This is a genomic window from Mycobacterium asiaticum (genome assembly GCF_001673635.1).
Lineage (GTDB): Bacteria > Actinomycetota > Actinomycetes > Mycobacteriales > Mycobacteriaceae > Mycobacterium > Mycobacterium asiaticum_C.
On the sequence record NZ_LZMH01000056.1, the window covers coordinates 23,860 to 38,146 of the forward strand.

A 14,287-nucleotide genomic window follows, 5' to 3' on the forward strand; every position below is an offset into this window, starting at 1 on the left:
CCCATGAGTCGTCGTTCCATGGGCCGAACCGCCCTGGCCCGAGGGTGGATGCCGTTGGTCGCCGTCATCGCGATCGGAGCCGGCGGGTTGTGCATGTGGAAGGTTCATCAGTTCTCGGAGCCCGCTCCGGTCGTCACCGTCAATGGACAGCAGGCACCCGAACAGACCACGCCCAAACGGCTCACCTACGAGTTGTTCGGGTCGTCCGGTGACGGCGGAAAGCTGGTGTACGTCGATGTCGACGGGCACCCGCATCAAATCGACTTCGCGACCTTGCCGTGGTCGCACACCGAGACCACCACACTCACTGTGGTATCGGGCAGTGTCTCGGCACACAGCCGGGGTGGCCAGATCGGTTGCCGGATATCGGTCAACGGCGTTGTCCGCGACGAGCAGTCCACCACGCATGAGAACGCCGATGTCATCTGCCGGGTGAAATCGGCATGAGCGAGCATCGCGCGAAACGACCCCTCGTCGCCAGAACGGTACGCGCTCTGGCCATACCGATCATGGTCTTCTGGGCCCTCATCGCCGTGACCACGAACACCTTCATGCCCCAGGTGGAAAGGGTCGCAGAGGAACTGGCGGGCCCGATGATCCCGCACTACGCACCCTCGCAGCGGTCGATGCTGCACATCGGGGAGAAGTTTCGCGAGTCGAACTCCACCAGCCTGACCATGGTGGTGTTCGAGGCCGACCGGCCGTTGGGCGACCAGGACCACCGGTACTACGACGATCTGATGCGCCGATTGAAGCGGGACACAAAGCACGTCCAATACGTGATGGACCTGTGGGGCAAGCCGATCACCTCGGCGGGCGCGCAAAGTGTCGATGGCAAAGCCACTTACGTGCTGCTGCGCCTCGCCGGCGATATCGGTCAGATCCAGGCGAACGAGTCGGTCCAAGCCGTTCGGGACATCGTCAAGAAGGACATGCCTCCGCCCGGGCTGAAGGTGTACGTCAGCGGCGCGGCACCGCTCGCATCCGACACCCTGTCGATCGCCAACGCGAGTCTGAACAACGTCACCATCGTGACGATTTTTTTGATCATCGCGATGCTGCTGGTGGTCTATCGGTCGCTCAGCACGCTCCTGGTGCCGTTGGCCGGAGTCCTGATCGAGATGCTCGTCGCCAAGGGAATCGTGGCGACCCTCGGGCATCTGGGCTATATCGAGCTGTCGTCTTTCGCGGTGAACATCGTGATCGCGCTAACCCTGGGCGCCGGAACCGATTACGGCATCTTCCTGATGGGTCGATACCACGAGGCGCGCCTGGCCGGTGAGAGCAGGGAGGACGCCTTCTATACGGCCTATCGCGGTGTGGCGCCGATCATCATCGGCTCGGGCCTGACCATCGCGGGAGCGTGTTACTGCCTGACGTTGGCGCGGCTCAACTACTTCCACACCATGGGGCCGGCGGTCGCCACCACCATGCTGTTCACCATCGCTGCGGCGCTGACGCTCGGCCCGGCGCTGCTGACCGTGGGCAGCTTGTTCGGGATGTTCGATCCGAAACAGCAGGCCAAGGCGCATCTTTACCGGCGCATCGGTGCGAGCGTGGTGCGGTGGCCGGTGCCGATCCTGGCGGCAAGTGCCGCGGTGGTCTTGTTCGGCGCGGTGTTCGTGCCGACGTATCAGGTGAACTACGACGACCGCCAATATCAGCCGGCCGACGCCCCGGCCAACGTGGGCTTCGCCGCGGCGGACCGGCACTTCCCCAAGAGCAAGCTGTTCTCCGAGATGTTGATGGTCGAGACGGACCACGACATGCGCAACTCCGCCGATTTCATCTCGCTGGACCGGGTGGCCAAGGCGCTCATCCGGTTGCACGGCGTGGCGATGGTGCAGAGCATCACCCGGCCGCTGGGTCGGGCGCTGGAACATGCCACCCTGCCGTATCTGTTCACCACGCAGGGCAGCGGCAACGGGCAGCAGCTTCCGTTCAACAGGGAGCAGAACGCCAACACCGATCAGCAGGCGAAGATTCAGGCGAACACCGTCGAGGTACTGGACCGACTGATCGGGTTGTTCCAGCACATGTCCGACGAGATGCACCAGACGGTGCTCACCATGGAGGACATGCAGCGGGTCACCATGGAACTGGACGAGGAGCTGTCGAATCTCGACGACTTCTTTCGCCCGATCCGCAGCTACTTCTATTGGGAGAAACACTGTTTCGACATCCCGGTGTGCTGGGCGTTCAGGTCGCTGTTCGACGCCCTCGACGGCATCGACAAGATGGCTGAGGACATCAAGGACGCGGTCGGTTCGCTCGAGGTGATCGACCGGCTGTTGCCGCAGATGATCACCCAGATGAAGATCATGCGAGATGACACCATGGCGCTGCAGGCAATGCTGGTCAACACCTACGGATCCGCCGATCTGCAGTCGATCCAGACCGACCAGACCTTCGACGACATGATCAACGTCGGCCTCGATTTCGACCGCTCCCGCAGCGACGACTTCTTCTACATCCCCAGAGAGGGTTTCGAGAACGAAGACGTCAAAGTCGGTATCACACTGATGATGTCGCCGGACGGCAAGGCCGCACGGTTCATCGTCACCCACGAAGGCGACGCGATGGGCCCCGAAGGCGTGGAACATGTCGAGGCTTTCCCGGACGCCATCACCACGGTGCTGAAGGAAACGTCGCTGGCCGGCGCGAGAGTTTACATCGGCGGCTCGGGATCGAACGACCGAGATATCAAGGAGTACGTAATGTCCGATCTGCTGATCGCGGCGATCGCGGCCTTCGTGCTGATCTTTCTGATCATGATGTTCCTGACGCGAAGTCTGGTGGCCGCCTTGGTGATTCCGGGCACGGTCGCATTCTCCTACGCGGGGGCATTCGGCCTATCGGTACTCGTGTGGCAGCATCTCATCGGCCTGCACCTGCACTGGCTAGTGCTGCCGCTGACCTTCATCATCCTGGTCGCGGTGGGTTCGGACTACAACCTGCTGTTGATAGCCAGGGTGAAGGAGGAGATCCACGCCGGCATCAACACCGGACTGATCCGTGCGCTCGGCAGCACCGGCGGTGTGGTGACATCCGCCGGTCTGGTGTTCGCGTTCACCATGCTGGCCATGCTGACCAGTGATCTGCGGACGATCGGCCAGGTTGGTTCCACGGTGTGTATCGGCTTGCTGCTCGACACGCTGATCGTGCGCTCGTTCGTGGTGCCGTGCATCCTGCGGATCCTGGGGCCGTGGTTCTGGTGGCCGACGTTCGTGCGGCCCCGTCCGCTCAGGCAGCGGCCGACGGCAGCCCCGGCGGCTGTATCCAGTTGACACTCATGGATTTCGAGTGCGCATCGCACCGAAGATCGGCCTGGTGCGCAAACGGGGAAGCGACGATAATCATTCGAACTCCTCCGAAAGGCGGTGGCTCCATGGACGGTAGGCCGAATGTGGAAATGTGCTCCTGGCGCCAGGGGGTGGGCATCGTCGACAACATCCGCCGGGACGGGAATCGGGTGTGGTTTTCCTACGCGCGGCCAGGTGAGCCTCCCGAGGATCTTTGGCTGGCACCGGAATTCTTCGATCACAGACTCTGCGACGGAGATTGGGCGGACGTCAAGACCGTCGGCGAGGGACCGCCCGAGCCCGACTGGATGCATTCTGAATTGTGGCGGGTCGTACCCCCGCGGGACGAACCGCCGGCAGAGACAGTGCACATCGAACCGGCTCACGTCCACGTCGCCGGAGTCATGGCCACCGTCCATCTGGGTCACGGACACTCGTTCTCGCGCTTCAGGGACGACGATCACTACCAACGGCGCGGCGAGTGGCATCTGCCGACCGCATATCCACGAGCCCGCTTCACGGACGACAGACAATGGTCGGACGCCGGCGGCCCGCCAATGCCCGATCAGGTGGAGACGCTGTTGGATTTGTTGTACAGCGCCTGGAGACTCGCCCGCTACATCGCTCACAACAGTCCTGAGCTGTTTGAAACCCAAACCCGTTGACGTGTCGCTTTTACACTCGTCCGGCAGTCGCATAAGCTTCCCGCGCGCCCAACGCGAGGGCACCGGCGGTGGCGAAGCGCCGCTTGGGCTCCTTGGCCATTCCCCGCGCGATAACCCCGTCAAAGGTCTTGAGTGCCGGGATATCTGCGCCCGGCCGCGGGACCGGTTGCCGCAGATGGCCGCCGAGGACCGTGGCCAGGTTGTCGCACGGATATGGCGGATACCCCGTCAGGCACTCGTAGAGAACACAAGTCAGCGCGTAGATGTCGGACCGGAACGTCGCCGCGTCACCGGTGAGCGTCTCGGGGGCCGCATAGGCGTACTGCAACGGATGCGCGTCTTCCACGGCCTCGCTGGAGAGGTACCGGAACCCCGCCAGCAGAACCGCTTGATCTCGACCGAGAAGTATGTTGCCTGGGCAGACATTTCGATGCATCCAGTCCTGGGAATGCAGCGCGTCGAGTGCCGTGGCGATCTGACTCACCAACCCGACCGACTGCGCCGGCGGCAACCGCCTGTGACGGACGAGCACCCGCTCGAGATCGATGCCGTCGATCACCGGCATGACGATGTAGCACCGTTCGTCGGTCTCGCCCCATTCATAGATGGGCGCCAGGTGCGGTTCCGCCAGTTGTATCCGCGCGATGGGCGGAAGATTCCGCGACATCCGTAGGCGGAATGACCGGTCCGCGCAATGCCAAGGCAGGACGACCTTCACGGCGACTCTCGCGTCGGTGATCGAGTGCTCGGCTTCATACACTCGGGCGAGCTGCCCGCGCCCCAGCAACCGCAGCAGCTGGAACGGGCCGAACCGCGACCCTACTCGGCAGGACGCGTCGCCGCCGGAGTCGAACTCGTCCTTTAGCCACGCGACGGCGTCGGCCCGTTCGAGTTCGCGTAATTGCAAAGCGCTTTGGTAATCCGCGAGACAAAACGACGCGAGATCGCCGTTCGCCGTAGATTCCTGATCGGCGAACCGGACCGGCCGCAGACGACCGCTACGGTCGCCCGGGCAACCGCAGACTGCGCAGCGCGGCGGTGTGGTCACCAGGCCCCTTCACGGCCCCTTCATCGCATGAACGCTACCGCTGCAGAACTGCCCGCGCTACCGGTTTGGGTGTCCTCGCGCTTGTCCGAACCAACATTGCCATTGACTAATGTCACCATTTGGTATTGACTGCATTGATGAACGACGGCGTTCGGGTGGCAGGTTCGGTGCGCCGACAACCGACCACCGGAACGGCGGGCTGAAAAGTGTTCGGGCCCTTGGGCAGAGTGTTCAGCCGGTCGGCGACGAGCAACGATGCCCTGGCAGTCGTCACCGGCGCCGGCAGCGGCATCGGCGCCGCCTTCGCCCTCGAACTCGCCCGCCGTGGCGGCGCGGTCGTCTGCAGTGACATCGATGACGCCAAGGCCCGCCAAACCGCCGAAGCGATCACCAACAGCGGAGCCGACGCCAAGGTAATCCACTGCGACGTATCCCGATTCGACGATGTCGTGGCACTGGCCGAACAGGCGCAGGCCTGGTTCGGCGCACCGCCCACGCTGGTGGTCAACAACGCCGGCGTGGCGGTGGCCGGTGCCGCGATCGGCGAAACGCCGCTAGACGATTGGGCGTGGATCCTCAACGTGAACCTGTGGGGGGCCATTCACGGCTGCCATGTGTTCGCTCCCATCCTCCGCGACGCCCCGCGCCTGCCCGCGCCCAGAGGGATCATCAATGTCGCGTCGGCAGCGGCCTACGGCGCGGCCCCCGGCATGGGCGCCTACAACGTAAGCAAGGCCGGCGTCCTGTCGCTGTCTGAGACACTCGCCGCCGAACTATCCGGCAGCAGAGTTGAAGTCACCGCTCTGTGCCCAACTTTTGTCAGGACCAACATCGTCGAGGCCGGCCACATCAGCACCGAATACGGCGAGATCGGCGACAGGTTCATGCGCTGGATCGGACGTTCGGCGGACAAGGTCGCGCGCACCTGCCTGGACGCCCACGACCGCGGCGATCTGTATTGCATGCCACAGCTGGAAGCCAAAATCGGCTGGAACATCAAGCGTTTGGTGCCAGGCACCTTCACCCGCGCAGTGGGCCTCGCATCCCGGGTGGGAAATACCTGATACCCCGGGCCGTTTGACCAAGATTGGAAAGGAGCGCCTGGTGGCCATTGAAATGGAAGCCATGCTCGCCAAGATCAAGGACCGCCAGTGGGCGCTGGCCGATATCGACTGGGACGCCCCGGGCGCCGACACGATCCGGCCCGAATTCCGGCCGAAACTCAAAGCTTTCATGGCCGATCTGTGCTGGATCGAGAACATCGGCGCTCGCGGCTTCGCGGCCCTGGCAAAGAAGGCGCCTAACCCGACGATCGCCGAGATCTACCGGTACTTCCACGCCGAAGAGCAACGCCACGCCAACGCCGAGCTGGCCCTGATGAAGCGGTGGGGCATGCTCGACGACGGGGAATTGCCGGAGCCCAACGTCAACATCCGGTTGGCCATCGACTGGCTCGACACCTATGCCGATGACATGCCACTGTCGGTGTTGGGGACGGTCATCCCGATGCTGGAGGTGGCCCTGGACGGGGCACTGCTGAAGTTCCTGCTGGACTCCGTGACGGACCCGGTTTGTCACGAGGTTTTCGAAAAGATCAACAATGACGAATCTAGACATATAGCAGTCGATTTCGCGGTCCTCGATATGATCGGCAACGCCACCGCACGCCGGCTGGCCATCGAGTTCGTGGGCACAGTCGCGACTCCGGGCCTGATCATCGGCGCGTTGATGTATGTGCCGCTGCTGAATCGCATTCGCAACGAGATGGCCGGCATGGGCATGGATGCCGAGCGGCTCTACAACGCGGTCAAGCGATTCAAGCAACTCGGCGAGCGCGGCGAACGGACCCCCCGAGTACCGGCCTACCGTGTCCTGAAGCGGCACGCCGCGATGGTGGTCAATCCACACCACCCCTACCACCTGCTGGCCAATTCCATGGTCTGGCTGTCCGAGCGTTATCCCCGCCCGCTGCTCAAGCCGGTGCCTAGCTGGTTCCGGGAACTCACCCACGAACCGGCGGCGTGACCATGTCCGAGGATCACACCTACGCCGCCCTCATCGTCGGAGCCGGCTTCACCGGGCTCGGCGCGGCCATCCGACTGGCCGAGGCCGGCGTCACCGACATCGTCATCCTCGAGCGCGGCGATCGGGTGGGTGGAACATGGCGAGACACCCGGTACCCGGGCGCCAGTTGCGACATCCCGTCGCTGCTCTACTCGTTCTCGTTCGTCAAGAATCCACGGTGGTCACGCACCTACTCCCCCGCGTCGGAGATCTGTGAGCACATCGAGGACATGGCAACGAGATTCGGCGTCCGCCAACGTATCCGGTTCGGCCACCGGGTCACCGGACTGACTTTCGACGAGGAGGCCGGCGTCTGGACCGCGCAGACCAGCGATCACGACCACTTCCGTGCCCGCACCGTCATCCTGGCGTCCGGTCCGCTCTCCGACGCCAGCCTGCCCGACATCCGCGGGCTGGACAGTTACCGCGGCCACAAAATCCACAGCGCCCGCTGGGATCCTGATTACGACTTCACCGGCAAGCGGGTCGCGGTCATCGGCACCGGGGCCAGCGCAATCCAGATCATCCCGGAACTGGTGAAGCAGGCCGGATTCGTCAAGGTCTTCCAGCGCACCCCCGGCTGGGTGCTGCCCCGGCTGGACGTCGCGACGCCGGCGCCGGTGCAGGAATTGTTCGCCAAAGTGCCTGCCGCCCAACTGTTCGCCCGGCAGCTGCTGTTCTGGGGACACGAGGCCACCGCGACGGCAATGGTGTGGAATACACCCCTCACTTCGCTGGTGGCGCGGCTCGGCCAGGCGCATATCCGGGCGCAGGTCAAAGACCCCTGGTTACGGCGCCAGCTCACCCCGGACTTCACGCCCGGCTGCAAACGCATGCTGGTGTCCAGCGACTACTACCCCGCGCTGCAACGCGATAACTGCAAGCTGATCGACTGGCCGATAGCTACTTTGAGCCCGGCGGGCATCCGGACCAGCGACGGCATCGAACACCACCTGGACTGCATCGTCTTCGCCACCGGCTACGACGTGCACCTGACCGGACCACCCTTTGCGATCACCGGTTTGGGTGGCCGGTCACTGGCCGACGATTGGGCCGGCGGCGGTCAGGCCTACAAGAGCATCAACGCGCACGGCTACCCGAACCTGTTCTTCATGACCGGCCCCAATTCCGGGCCCGGCCACAACTCGCTGCTGGTCTACATCGAGGGTCAGCTCGACTATGCGGTCCGCGGCATCACCACCATCCTGGACAACGACCTGCGATACCTGGATGTGCGGGCAGATGTGCAGCGGCGGCACAACGAGAAAATCCAGCGCCGGCTGACCAGAACGACCTGGATGTCCGGTTGCCGCAGCTGGTATCTCACCAAGGACGGTTTCAACGCATCCATGTACCCGGGCACCGCGACGCAGTATCTTCGCCAGATGCGTGATTTCCGCGTCCAGCACTACACCGCGGTCGCCCGCGACCGCGGTGCCGTGACGGCCTGACGGGCGGTACGACTTGGCAGTCGAACGTCCACTCGACCGATCGTCGAGACCCGACCCCGGCACCATCGCCAGCGTGTTGAACAACGTGCGCCGCGCGCCGCAACGCGTCCGGCGCCAGTCCCGCGAGTTCCTCGAGACGGCGGTGACCCAGCTGTTCGACGCCGCGGTACGCCATCCGCACGGAGCCGCCGCGTCAGGCGAGTACCGCATCGACGAACTGGCCCGGCTGGCCGGTACTACCACGCGCAACATCCGGGTCTACCGCGACCGCGGCCTGCTGCCGCCGCCCTGGCGGGTCGGACGGATCGCGCTGTTCAACGACACCCATCTGACTCGGCTGCGCCTGATCACCTCGATGCTCGACCGTGGGTACAACATCGCCCACGTCCGGGAGATGCTCGGCGCCTGGGAGGAAGGCAAGAACCTGGGCGACGTCCTGGGACTCGAAACCGCCATCGTGGGCAGTTGGGCCACCGAAAAGCCGCAGACGATGTCGGTGGATGAAGCCCGCCGACTCGTCGACAGCCAACGCGCCTTCGAGCGTCTCGTGGAGTTGCGGGTGATCCGCCTCGACGGCGACCGGGCGACCGTCACCCGGCCCAAACTCATCGAAGCCTTCACCGAGGTCCGGGGCTACGGCGTCAGCACCGACAAGCTGATCGACCTGCACGAGCAGATCTTGCCCAAGATCGACGAGATCAGCGACTTGCTGGTGCGCGCGGGATTCGAACATGTCGCGGACCGCATCAAACCCGGTGAAGCGTTGCCCGCGGACGCCGAGGTGGCCGAGCTGATCACCATGCTGGTCCGGTTCCGTACCCAGGCGGTTGCGACGGTTACCGCCACGCTGGCGTCATCCATCGAGTCGACGATCGAGTCACTGGTCAGCCGGCTGCTCTCGGAATACCTCGAGAAATCGGCGGGCGCGGATACCGCCGGGCAGCCGGCGCAATAAGGCTAAACGCCGCTGTCCGGTTGGCGCTCAACCAGATACGGCGCCAATGTGGACAGCTTTTCGCAGGTCTCCTCGAATTCCCGCTCGGTGTCCGAGGCTTCGATGATGCCGGCACCGGCCCGCAGCCAGGTTCGGCCGTCGCGTTCGTAGGCCGCCCGCAGGGTCAGCGCCGCGTCGAGCCCGCCGTCGGCCGAGAACATCACCACCGCACCGGAATACAGTCCGCGTGGCCCCTCGTCGAGGCGCAGGATGGCTTCGACACCGTCGGCTTTGGGGATGCCCGACGCGGTGACCGCCGGGAAAAGCGCCTCCAGCGCGTCCATCCGGTCGCTCGACGGATCCAGCCGTCCGGTGATCGTCGAACCGAGGTGCTGCACGCTGCCGCGCTCGCGTACCGCCATGAAATCGACGACGGCCGCGGTGCCCGGCTCGGCGATCTCGGCGATCTCCTGCAGCGAGGTGCGAACCGAGATCGCATGCTCGACAATCTCTTTCGGATTCGACTCCAGATCTTCGCGAGCCTCGCGGTCATGGGCGGCGCCGCGACCCAGCGCCCGGGTCCCCGCCAGCGGTTCGGTGACCACCAATCCGTCCGGGCGGACGGCGGTGACCAACTCGGGACTGTAGCCCAGCGCCCGGATACCGCCGAGCCTGAGCAGGAACGACCGCACCGGTGTGTTGTGCCGACGGCCCAGCCGGTAGCTGGACGGAAAGTCGAGCGGGAACGGCACTTCGACGGAACGCGACAGGATCACCTTGTGGTAGTCGCCCTTGACGATCTCGCCCACGGCGGTGGCGACCCGATCGCGGTAGCGGGACGGGTCTGCGGAGAGGTCCACCGCGCGGGACCGCGGCACCTCGGGGAGCCCGTCGTTGAGCAGCCGCCGCACCGCCTCCCGCTCGCGCGTCGCGGCACCGGACAGGCGCACCTCGTCCTGGGTGATCGAGACGCAGGTGCGGGCCCAGAAAACTCGCGCCAGCGGCGTGTGCGGGGCCAGCCGTTGCTGCAGTCTGTACCGGTACACGCCGAATTCGAACGCGACCCAGCCGAATGCCCGGTCCGTCTCGAGCAACAACCGGTCGACGGCCTCACCCAGGACCGCGGCGGGCCGCCCCGACCATTGCTGGCGACGGGTGACACCGTCGCGAGTGACTCGCAGTTCGTCAGTGTCCAGCTCGACCATGGCCTGCACGCCGATTGCCAGCGTCCATTGCCCGTCATGTTCGTAGAGCAGATATTCCTCGCCGGCCGGTTCGACCACAACGGCCGCCAGCTCGGCCGCCAGATCGGCGGGGTCGATACCGACGGGCAGGGGCAGGTTCAGTGACGCAGTGCTGACAGAACTCGTCTCCACCCCGGCCTCCATCACAAAAGTAAATGTAGCCTAACCTACGCCGGGGCGCGCGACCCCCTGGTGAGTTCCGGCCTGGAATCTACGCCGCAGCCACGTTTCGCCGGCAATCCCCGAACGTTTCCGAACCGTTCACCTGACCGCCGCCCGCCCGACGGGCCGGGATCCAGGCTCACTTCTAGGATCCGATCGAACCCGGGGACGCAGCACTCGAGTCAGCACGGCAAGGGGAGGACCAGTCCATGTTCATCATCCGGACGACCGACGGCGAAGAGATCAAGGGTGACTCCGAGAACCTGTCGATCAACCACGAGACCGGCGTGCTCACCGTCCGCACCGTCGACGGCTTCGAAGAAACCACCACCCACTACTCGCCGGCCGGGTGGCGCTCGGTGACGCACCGAAAGAAGGACATCGGTGTCGCGCCGTCCCGCCTTTCTTCAGTTCGCTGACACGACACAAATCTCCCAGCGAATTAGCAGCTGATTGGTACCCAATCCACACTTATAGCCGCGAAAACGCTTTAGCCAGCGGAGTTCGGGTTTTGGCTCGTTACGTGGGCGTTTCGCCGCGGCTACTCGTTGGAGACATCGCAGGAAATCGTCGTCTCCGCCGAAATTCTGAGTGGCGGCTCGCCAAAAGCCCAGGCTAAATTCTCAGCGTTATCTGGGATGTTCGTGGTCGCCTTGAAAGAGCCTGGACGGTCAGTACTTCCTTAATCGCCGCACGACGCTGGGAGGTGCCAGGTGCTGCATGAGTTCTGGGAAAACTTCACGCACAACCTGTTCAAGCCGCTACTGCTGTTCTTCTACTTCGGCTTCTTGATCCCGATCCTGAAGGTGCGGTTCGAGTTTCCCTACGTGATCTACCAAGGGCTGACCATGTACCTGCTGTTGGCCATCGGCTGGCACGGGGGGGAAGAACTGGCCAAGATCAAACCGTCCAGCATCGGCGTCATCGTCGGCTTCATGGTGGTGGGCTTCCTGCTGAATTTCCTCATCGGCGGCATCGCCTACTACCTACTGCGCTACCTGAGCCGGATGCGACGAGTCGACCGGGCCACGGTCGCCGGTTACTACGGGTCAGACTCGGCCGGCACGTTCGCCACTTGCGTCGCCGTGCTCACCAGCATCGGCATCGCCTTCAACGCCTACATGCCGGTGATGTTGGCCATCATGGAGATTCCGGGTTGCCTGGTGGCGCTCTACCTGGTGGCTCGCCTACGACACCACGGCATGGACGAGGCGGGAAACATGCCCGACGAACCCGGCTACACGCGCGCCCGGGTCAGCATCGGCCCCGGCACGGTGGCTCGGCCGGCCGACGGCCACAGCGTGGAAAGTGAGCACCGCGAGATCGAGCAGGGGTTGTCCCTGGAGCGGCGGGAGGACGGCGTCCGGGATGCTCATGAGACGCGGGACCCCGCCAAGAAGCCGTCACTGTTCTCGCGCGAACTGCTACAGGAAGTCTTCCTCAACCCAGGACTTTGCCTGCTGGTGGGCGGCATCATCATCGGCCTGGTGAGCGGACTGCAGGGCGAGAAGGTGGTGCACGACGACGACACCTTCTTCGTCACGGCCTTCCAGGGCGTGCTGGCGCTGTTCCTGCTCGAGATGGGCATGACCGCGTCCCGCAAGTTGCGTGACCTGCGATCAGCGGGCAAGGGCTTCATCTTCTTCGGCCTGCTGGCGCCGAATCTGTTTGCCACACTCGGCATCATCGTGGCGCACAGCTATGCGGCCCTCACCAACGCCGACTTCAAGCCGGGAACGTACGTGCTGTTCGCGGTGCTGTGCGGAGCGGCGTCCTACATCGCCGTTCCGGCCGTGCATCGACTTGCGATCCCCGAGGCCAGCCCGACGCTGCCGCTGGCGGCATCGCTGGGGTTGACGTTCTCCTACAACGTCACCATCGGCATCCCGCTCTACATCGAGATCGCCCGCATTGTCGGGCAGTGGTTCCATACGACCTGAAACAGCGCCTAGTCCAACAACATTCGCACAACAGCATCGGCGAGCAGGCGCCCGCGGTCGGTGAGCACCAGCGCATCGTCCCGGGCGAGGAGCAGCCCGTCGGCGACCGCCACGTCGGCGCGCTCGCGTTCGGCGGCGTCCAGCAGGCTGATGGGTAGCCCCTGGCGCAGCCGGATCTGCAGCATCACCTCTTCGGTGTGCAGCGCGTCGGTTTCGAGTTCCTCATAGCCGGACACCGGCAGGGCGGCGGCGGCCAACAGATCCGCATAGGCGTTGGGGTGCTTGACGTTCCACCATCTGGTGGTGCCGATGTAACCGTGCGCCCCCGGCCCGGCGCCCCACCACTGGCCGCCGTTCCAGTAGCCGAGATTGTGGCGGCACTCGCCGCCGGGCCGCGACCAGTTTGACACCTCGTACCAGCTCAGACCGGCCGCGTGCAGGCGTTCGTCGACCAATTCGTAACGGCGGGCCAGCACGTCGTTGTCCGGTGCGGACAGCTCGCCGCGACGGACCCGCCGCGCCAGCGCGGTGCCCTCCTCGACCACGAGCGCGTACGCGGAAACGTGGTCGACGCCGGTCTCGATCGCCGTGTCCACCGAGCGCAGCAGATCGTCGTCGGTCTCGCCGGGGGTGCCATAGATCAGGTCGAGGCTGACGTGCTCGAAGCCCAGCTCGAGGGCCTCGCGGGCGGCGCCCGCGGACCGGTTCGGGGTATGCACCCGGTCCAGCACGCCCAGCACGTGCGGGACCACCGATTGCATGCCCAGTGACACGCGGGTGTAGCCGGCCGACCGGATCGCCTCGAAGAACTCCGGCCAGGTCGACTCGGGATTGGCCTCGGTGGTGATCTCGGCCTGGGGCGCCAGCTCGAAGTGCTCGCGCACCATGTCGAGCAGGGTGGTCAGGCGTGCCCCGCCCAGCAGGGACGGTGTGCCGCCCCCAACGAACACGGTGTCCAGCGTCGGCCCGTCCAGGCGCGCGCTCGCCAGCTCGAGCTCGGTGCGCAACGCATCCAGCCAAGCGTCCGGGTTGACGCCGCCCAGCTCCGCCGGCGTGTAGGTGTTGAAGTCGCAGTAACCGCAGCGGGTGATGCAGAACGGAACGTGCACATAGAGGCCGAACGGCCGACCGGGAGTCGGACGCATTGCCGGCAGGTCTATCGCCGCCTGAACAGGTGCCATGGCCAAATCTTGGCACGACGCCCCCGATCGGGCGGTTTTCCCAGGTAATTCCCGGTTTTGTTTACCTAGCTACCCAGCTTTGCCAAGTAGTTTTAATCACCGTGAGACGAAATTTGACCTGGTAGCAACGGTGTGCCCGATCCATGGCAGAATGGCAGCCGTGACCGTTGCGAATTCGAGCCTGCGTGTAGCGCTGGTGGCCCGACGGCACATCGACCTCAAGCGCGTTTGCAGCTGTTGCTGTCTGCCTTGATGTCGTAGACCCAGCCCACCACCTACTTCTGGCTGCCGGATCT

The 14,287-nt window shown here is 64.7% G+C and carries 13 protein-coding genes; 10 read left to right on the forward strand and 3 right to left on the reverse strand.

Annotated elements, in window-relative coordinates:
- Window positions 1–3: 3 nt before the first annotated feature.
- The 3 genes from A5645_RS16450 (at window position 4) to A5645_RS16460 (ending at window position 3,967) form a co-directional block, all read left to right on the forward strand.
- On the forward strand, window positions 4–447 hold the full coding sequence (locus A5645_RS16450; protein ID WP_081288387.1) for an MmpS family transport accessory protein: 444 nt from the start codon (window positions 4–6) through the stop codon (window positions 445–447).
- Window positions 444–3,287 (forward strand): MMPL/RND family transporter, encoded by a 2,844-nt coding sequence (locus A5645_RS16455; protein WP_065130304.1) that lies wholly within the window; start codon window positions 444–446, stop codon window positions 3,285–3,287. Before A5645_RS16450 ends, A5645_RS16455 begins: the two co-directional genes overlap by 4 nt.
- A 101-nt stretch (window positions 3,288–3,388) precedes the next feature.
- On the forward strand, window positions 3,389–3,967 hold the full coding sequence (locus A5645_RS16460) for a hypothetical protein (RefSeq protein ID WP_216638322.1): 579 nt from the start codon (window positions 3,389–3,391) through the stop codon (window positions 3,965–3,967).
- A 10-nt stretch (window positions 3,968–3,977) separates the two neighbouring features.
- Here A5645_RS16460 and A5645_RS16465 read toward each other — a convergent pair whose 3' ends face one another.
- Window positions 3,978–4,874: a serine/threonine-protein kinase gene (locus A5645_RS16465; RefSeq protein ID WP_065130307.1), complete on the reverse strand. Its 897-nt coding sequence runs from the start codon at window positions 4,872–4,874 to the stop codon at window positions 3,978–3,980.
- Between the two features lie 347 nt (window positions 4,875–5,221).
- On the opposite strand from A5645_RS16465, the gene A5645_RS16470 reads away from it, so the two are divergent.
- The 4 genes from A5645_RS16470 to A5645_RS16485 are packed head-to-tail and all read left to right on the forward strand — an operon-like array spanning window position 5,222 to window position 9,485.
- Window positions 5,222–6,079 (forward strand): SDR family NAD(P)-dependent oxidoreductase, encoded by an 858-nt coding sequence (locus A5645_RS16470; RefSeq protein ID WP_065130309.1) that lies wholly within the window; start codon window positions 5,222–5,224, stop codon window positions 6,077–6,079.
- 40 nt (window positions 6,080–6,119) lie between these two features.
- Entirely contained in the window at window positions 6,120–7,040 is a 921-nt protein-coding gene (locus A5645_RS16475; protein WP_065036872.1) for a ferritin family protein, read from the forward strand.
- On the forward strand, window positions 7,037–8,530 hold the full coding sequence (locus A5645_RS16480) for a flavin-containing monooxygenase (RefSeq protein WP_065130311.1): 1,494 nt from the start codon (window positions 7,037–7,039) through the stop codon (window positions 8,528–8,530). The genes A5645_RS16475 and A5645_RS16480 overlap by 4 nt, the downstream gene beginning before the upstream one ends.
- Before the next feature lie 13 nt (window positions 8,531–8,543).
- On the forward strand, window positions 8,544–9,485 hold the full coding sequence (locus A5645_RS16485; protein ID WP_065036870.1) for a MerR family transcriptional regulator: 942 nt from the start codon (window positions 8,544–8,546) through the stop codon (window positions 9,483–9,485).
- Between the two features lie 2 nt (window positions 9,486–9,487).
- On the opposite strand, the gene A5645_RS16490 is transcribed toward A5645_RS16485, so the two are convergent.
- Window positions 9,488–10,852, reverse strand: coding sequence for a salicylate synthase (locus A5645_RS16490; protein WP_436405504.1), 1,365 nt, complete (start codon window positions 10,850–10,852; stop codon window positions 9,488–9,490).
- A gap of 227 nt (window positions 10,853–11,079) precedes the next feature.
- On the opposite strand from A5645_RS16490, the gene A5645_RS16495 reads away from it, so the two are divergent.
- Together A5645_RS16495 and A5645_RS16500 are read left to right on the forward strand one after the other, a co-directional pair.
- Window positions 11,080–11,289 carry a hypothetical protein gene (locus A5645_RS16495; protein ID WP_036358594.1) on the forward strand — a complete coding sequence of 70 codons (210 nt, stop codon included), beginning with the start codon at window positions 11,080–11,082 and terminating at the stop codon, window positions 11,287–11,289.
- 294 nt (window positions 11,290–11,583) lie between these two features.
- Window positions 11,584–12,810, forward strand: a complete 1,227-nt coding sequence (locus A5645_RS16500; protein WP_065130315.1) for a sodium-dependent bicarbonate transport family permease — start codon at window positions 11,584–11,586, stop codon at window positions 12,808–12,810.
- A gap of 8 nt (window positions 12,811–12,818) precedes the next feature.
- Here A5645_RS16500 and hemW read toward each other — a convergent pair whose 3' ends face one another.
- The gene (hemW, locus tag A5645_RS16505) at window positions 12,819–13,991 is read right to left on the reverse strand and encodes a radical SAM family heme chaperone HemW (RefSeq protein ID WP_065130317.1); all 1,173 of its coding nucleotides are present in this window, start codon (window positions 13,989–13,991) and stop codon (window positions 12,819–12,821) included.
- A gap of 151 nt (window positions 13,992–14,142) precedes the next feature.
- Here hemW and A5645_RS29300 point away from each other — a divergent pair, with 151 nt between their 5' ends.
- A complete protein-coding gene (locus tag A5645_RS29300; RefSeq protein WP_366663724.1) occupies window positions 14,143–14,244 on the forward strand; it encodes an Ms4527A family Cys-rich leader peptide in 102 nt (33 codons plus the stop codon).
- Window positions 14,245–14,287 lie beyond the last annotated feature (43 nt).

Bases quoted from the DNA above. Each gene is read 5' to 3' on its own strand.
- A5645_RS16495 (WP_036358594.1), top strand. From the start codon at position 11,080: ATGTTCATCATCCGGACGACCGACGGCGAAGAGATCAAGGGTGACTCC.
- A5645_RS16490 (WP_436405504.1), bottom strand. From the start codon at position 10,852: ATGGAGGCCGGGGTGGAGACGAGTTCTGTCAGCACTGCGTCACTGAAC.
- A5645_RS16460 (WP_216638322.1), top strand. From the start codon at position 3,389: ATGGACGGTAGGCCGAATGTGGAAATGTGCTCCTGGCGCCAGGGGGTG.
- A5645_RS29300 (WP_366663724.1), top strand. From the start codon at position 14,143: ATGGCAGCCGTGACCGTTGCGAATTCGAGCCTGCGTGTAGCGCTGGTG.
- A5645_RS16450 (WP_081288387.1), top strand. From the start codon at position 4: ATGAGTCGTCGTTCCATGGGCCGAACCGCCCTGGCCCGAGGGTGGATG.
- hemW (WP_065130317.1), bottom strand. From the start codon at position 13,991: ATGGCACCTGTTCAGGCGGCGATAGACCTGCCGGCAATGCGTCCGACT.
- A5645_RS16455 (WP_065130304.1), top strand. From the start codon at position 444: ATGAGCGAGCATCGCGCGAAACGACCCCTCGTCGCCAGAACGGTACGC.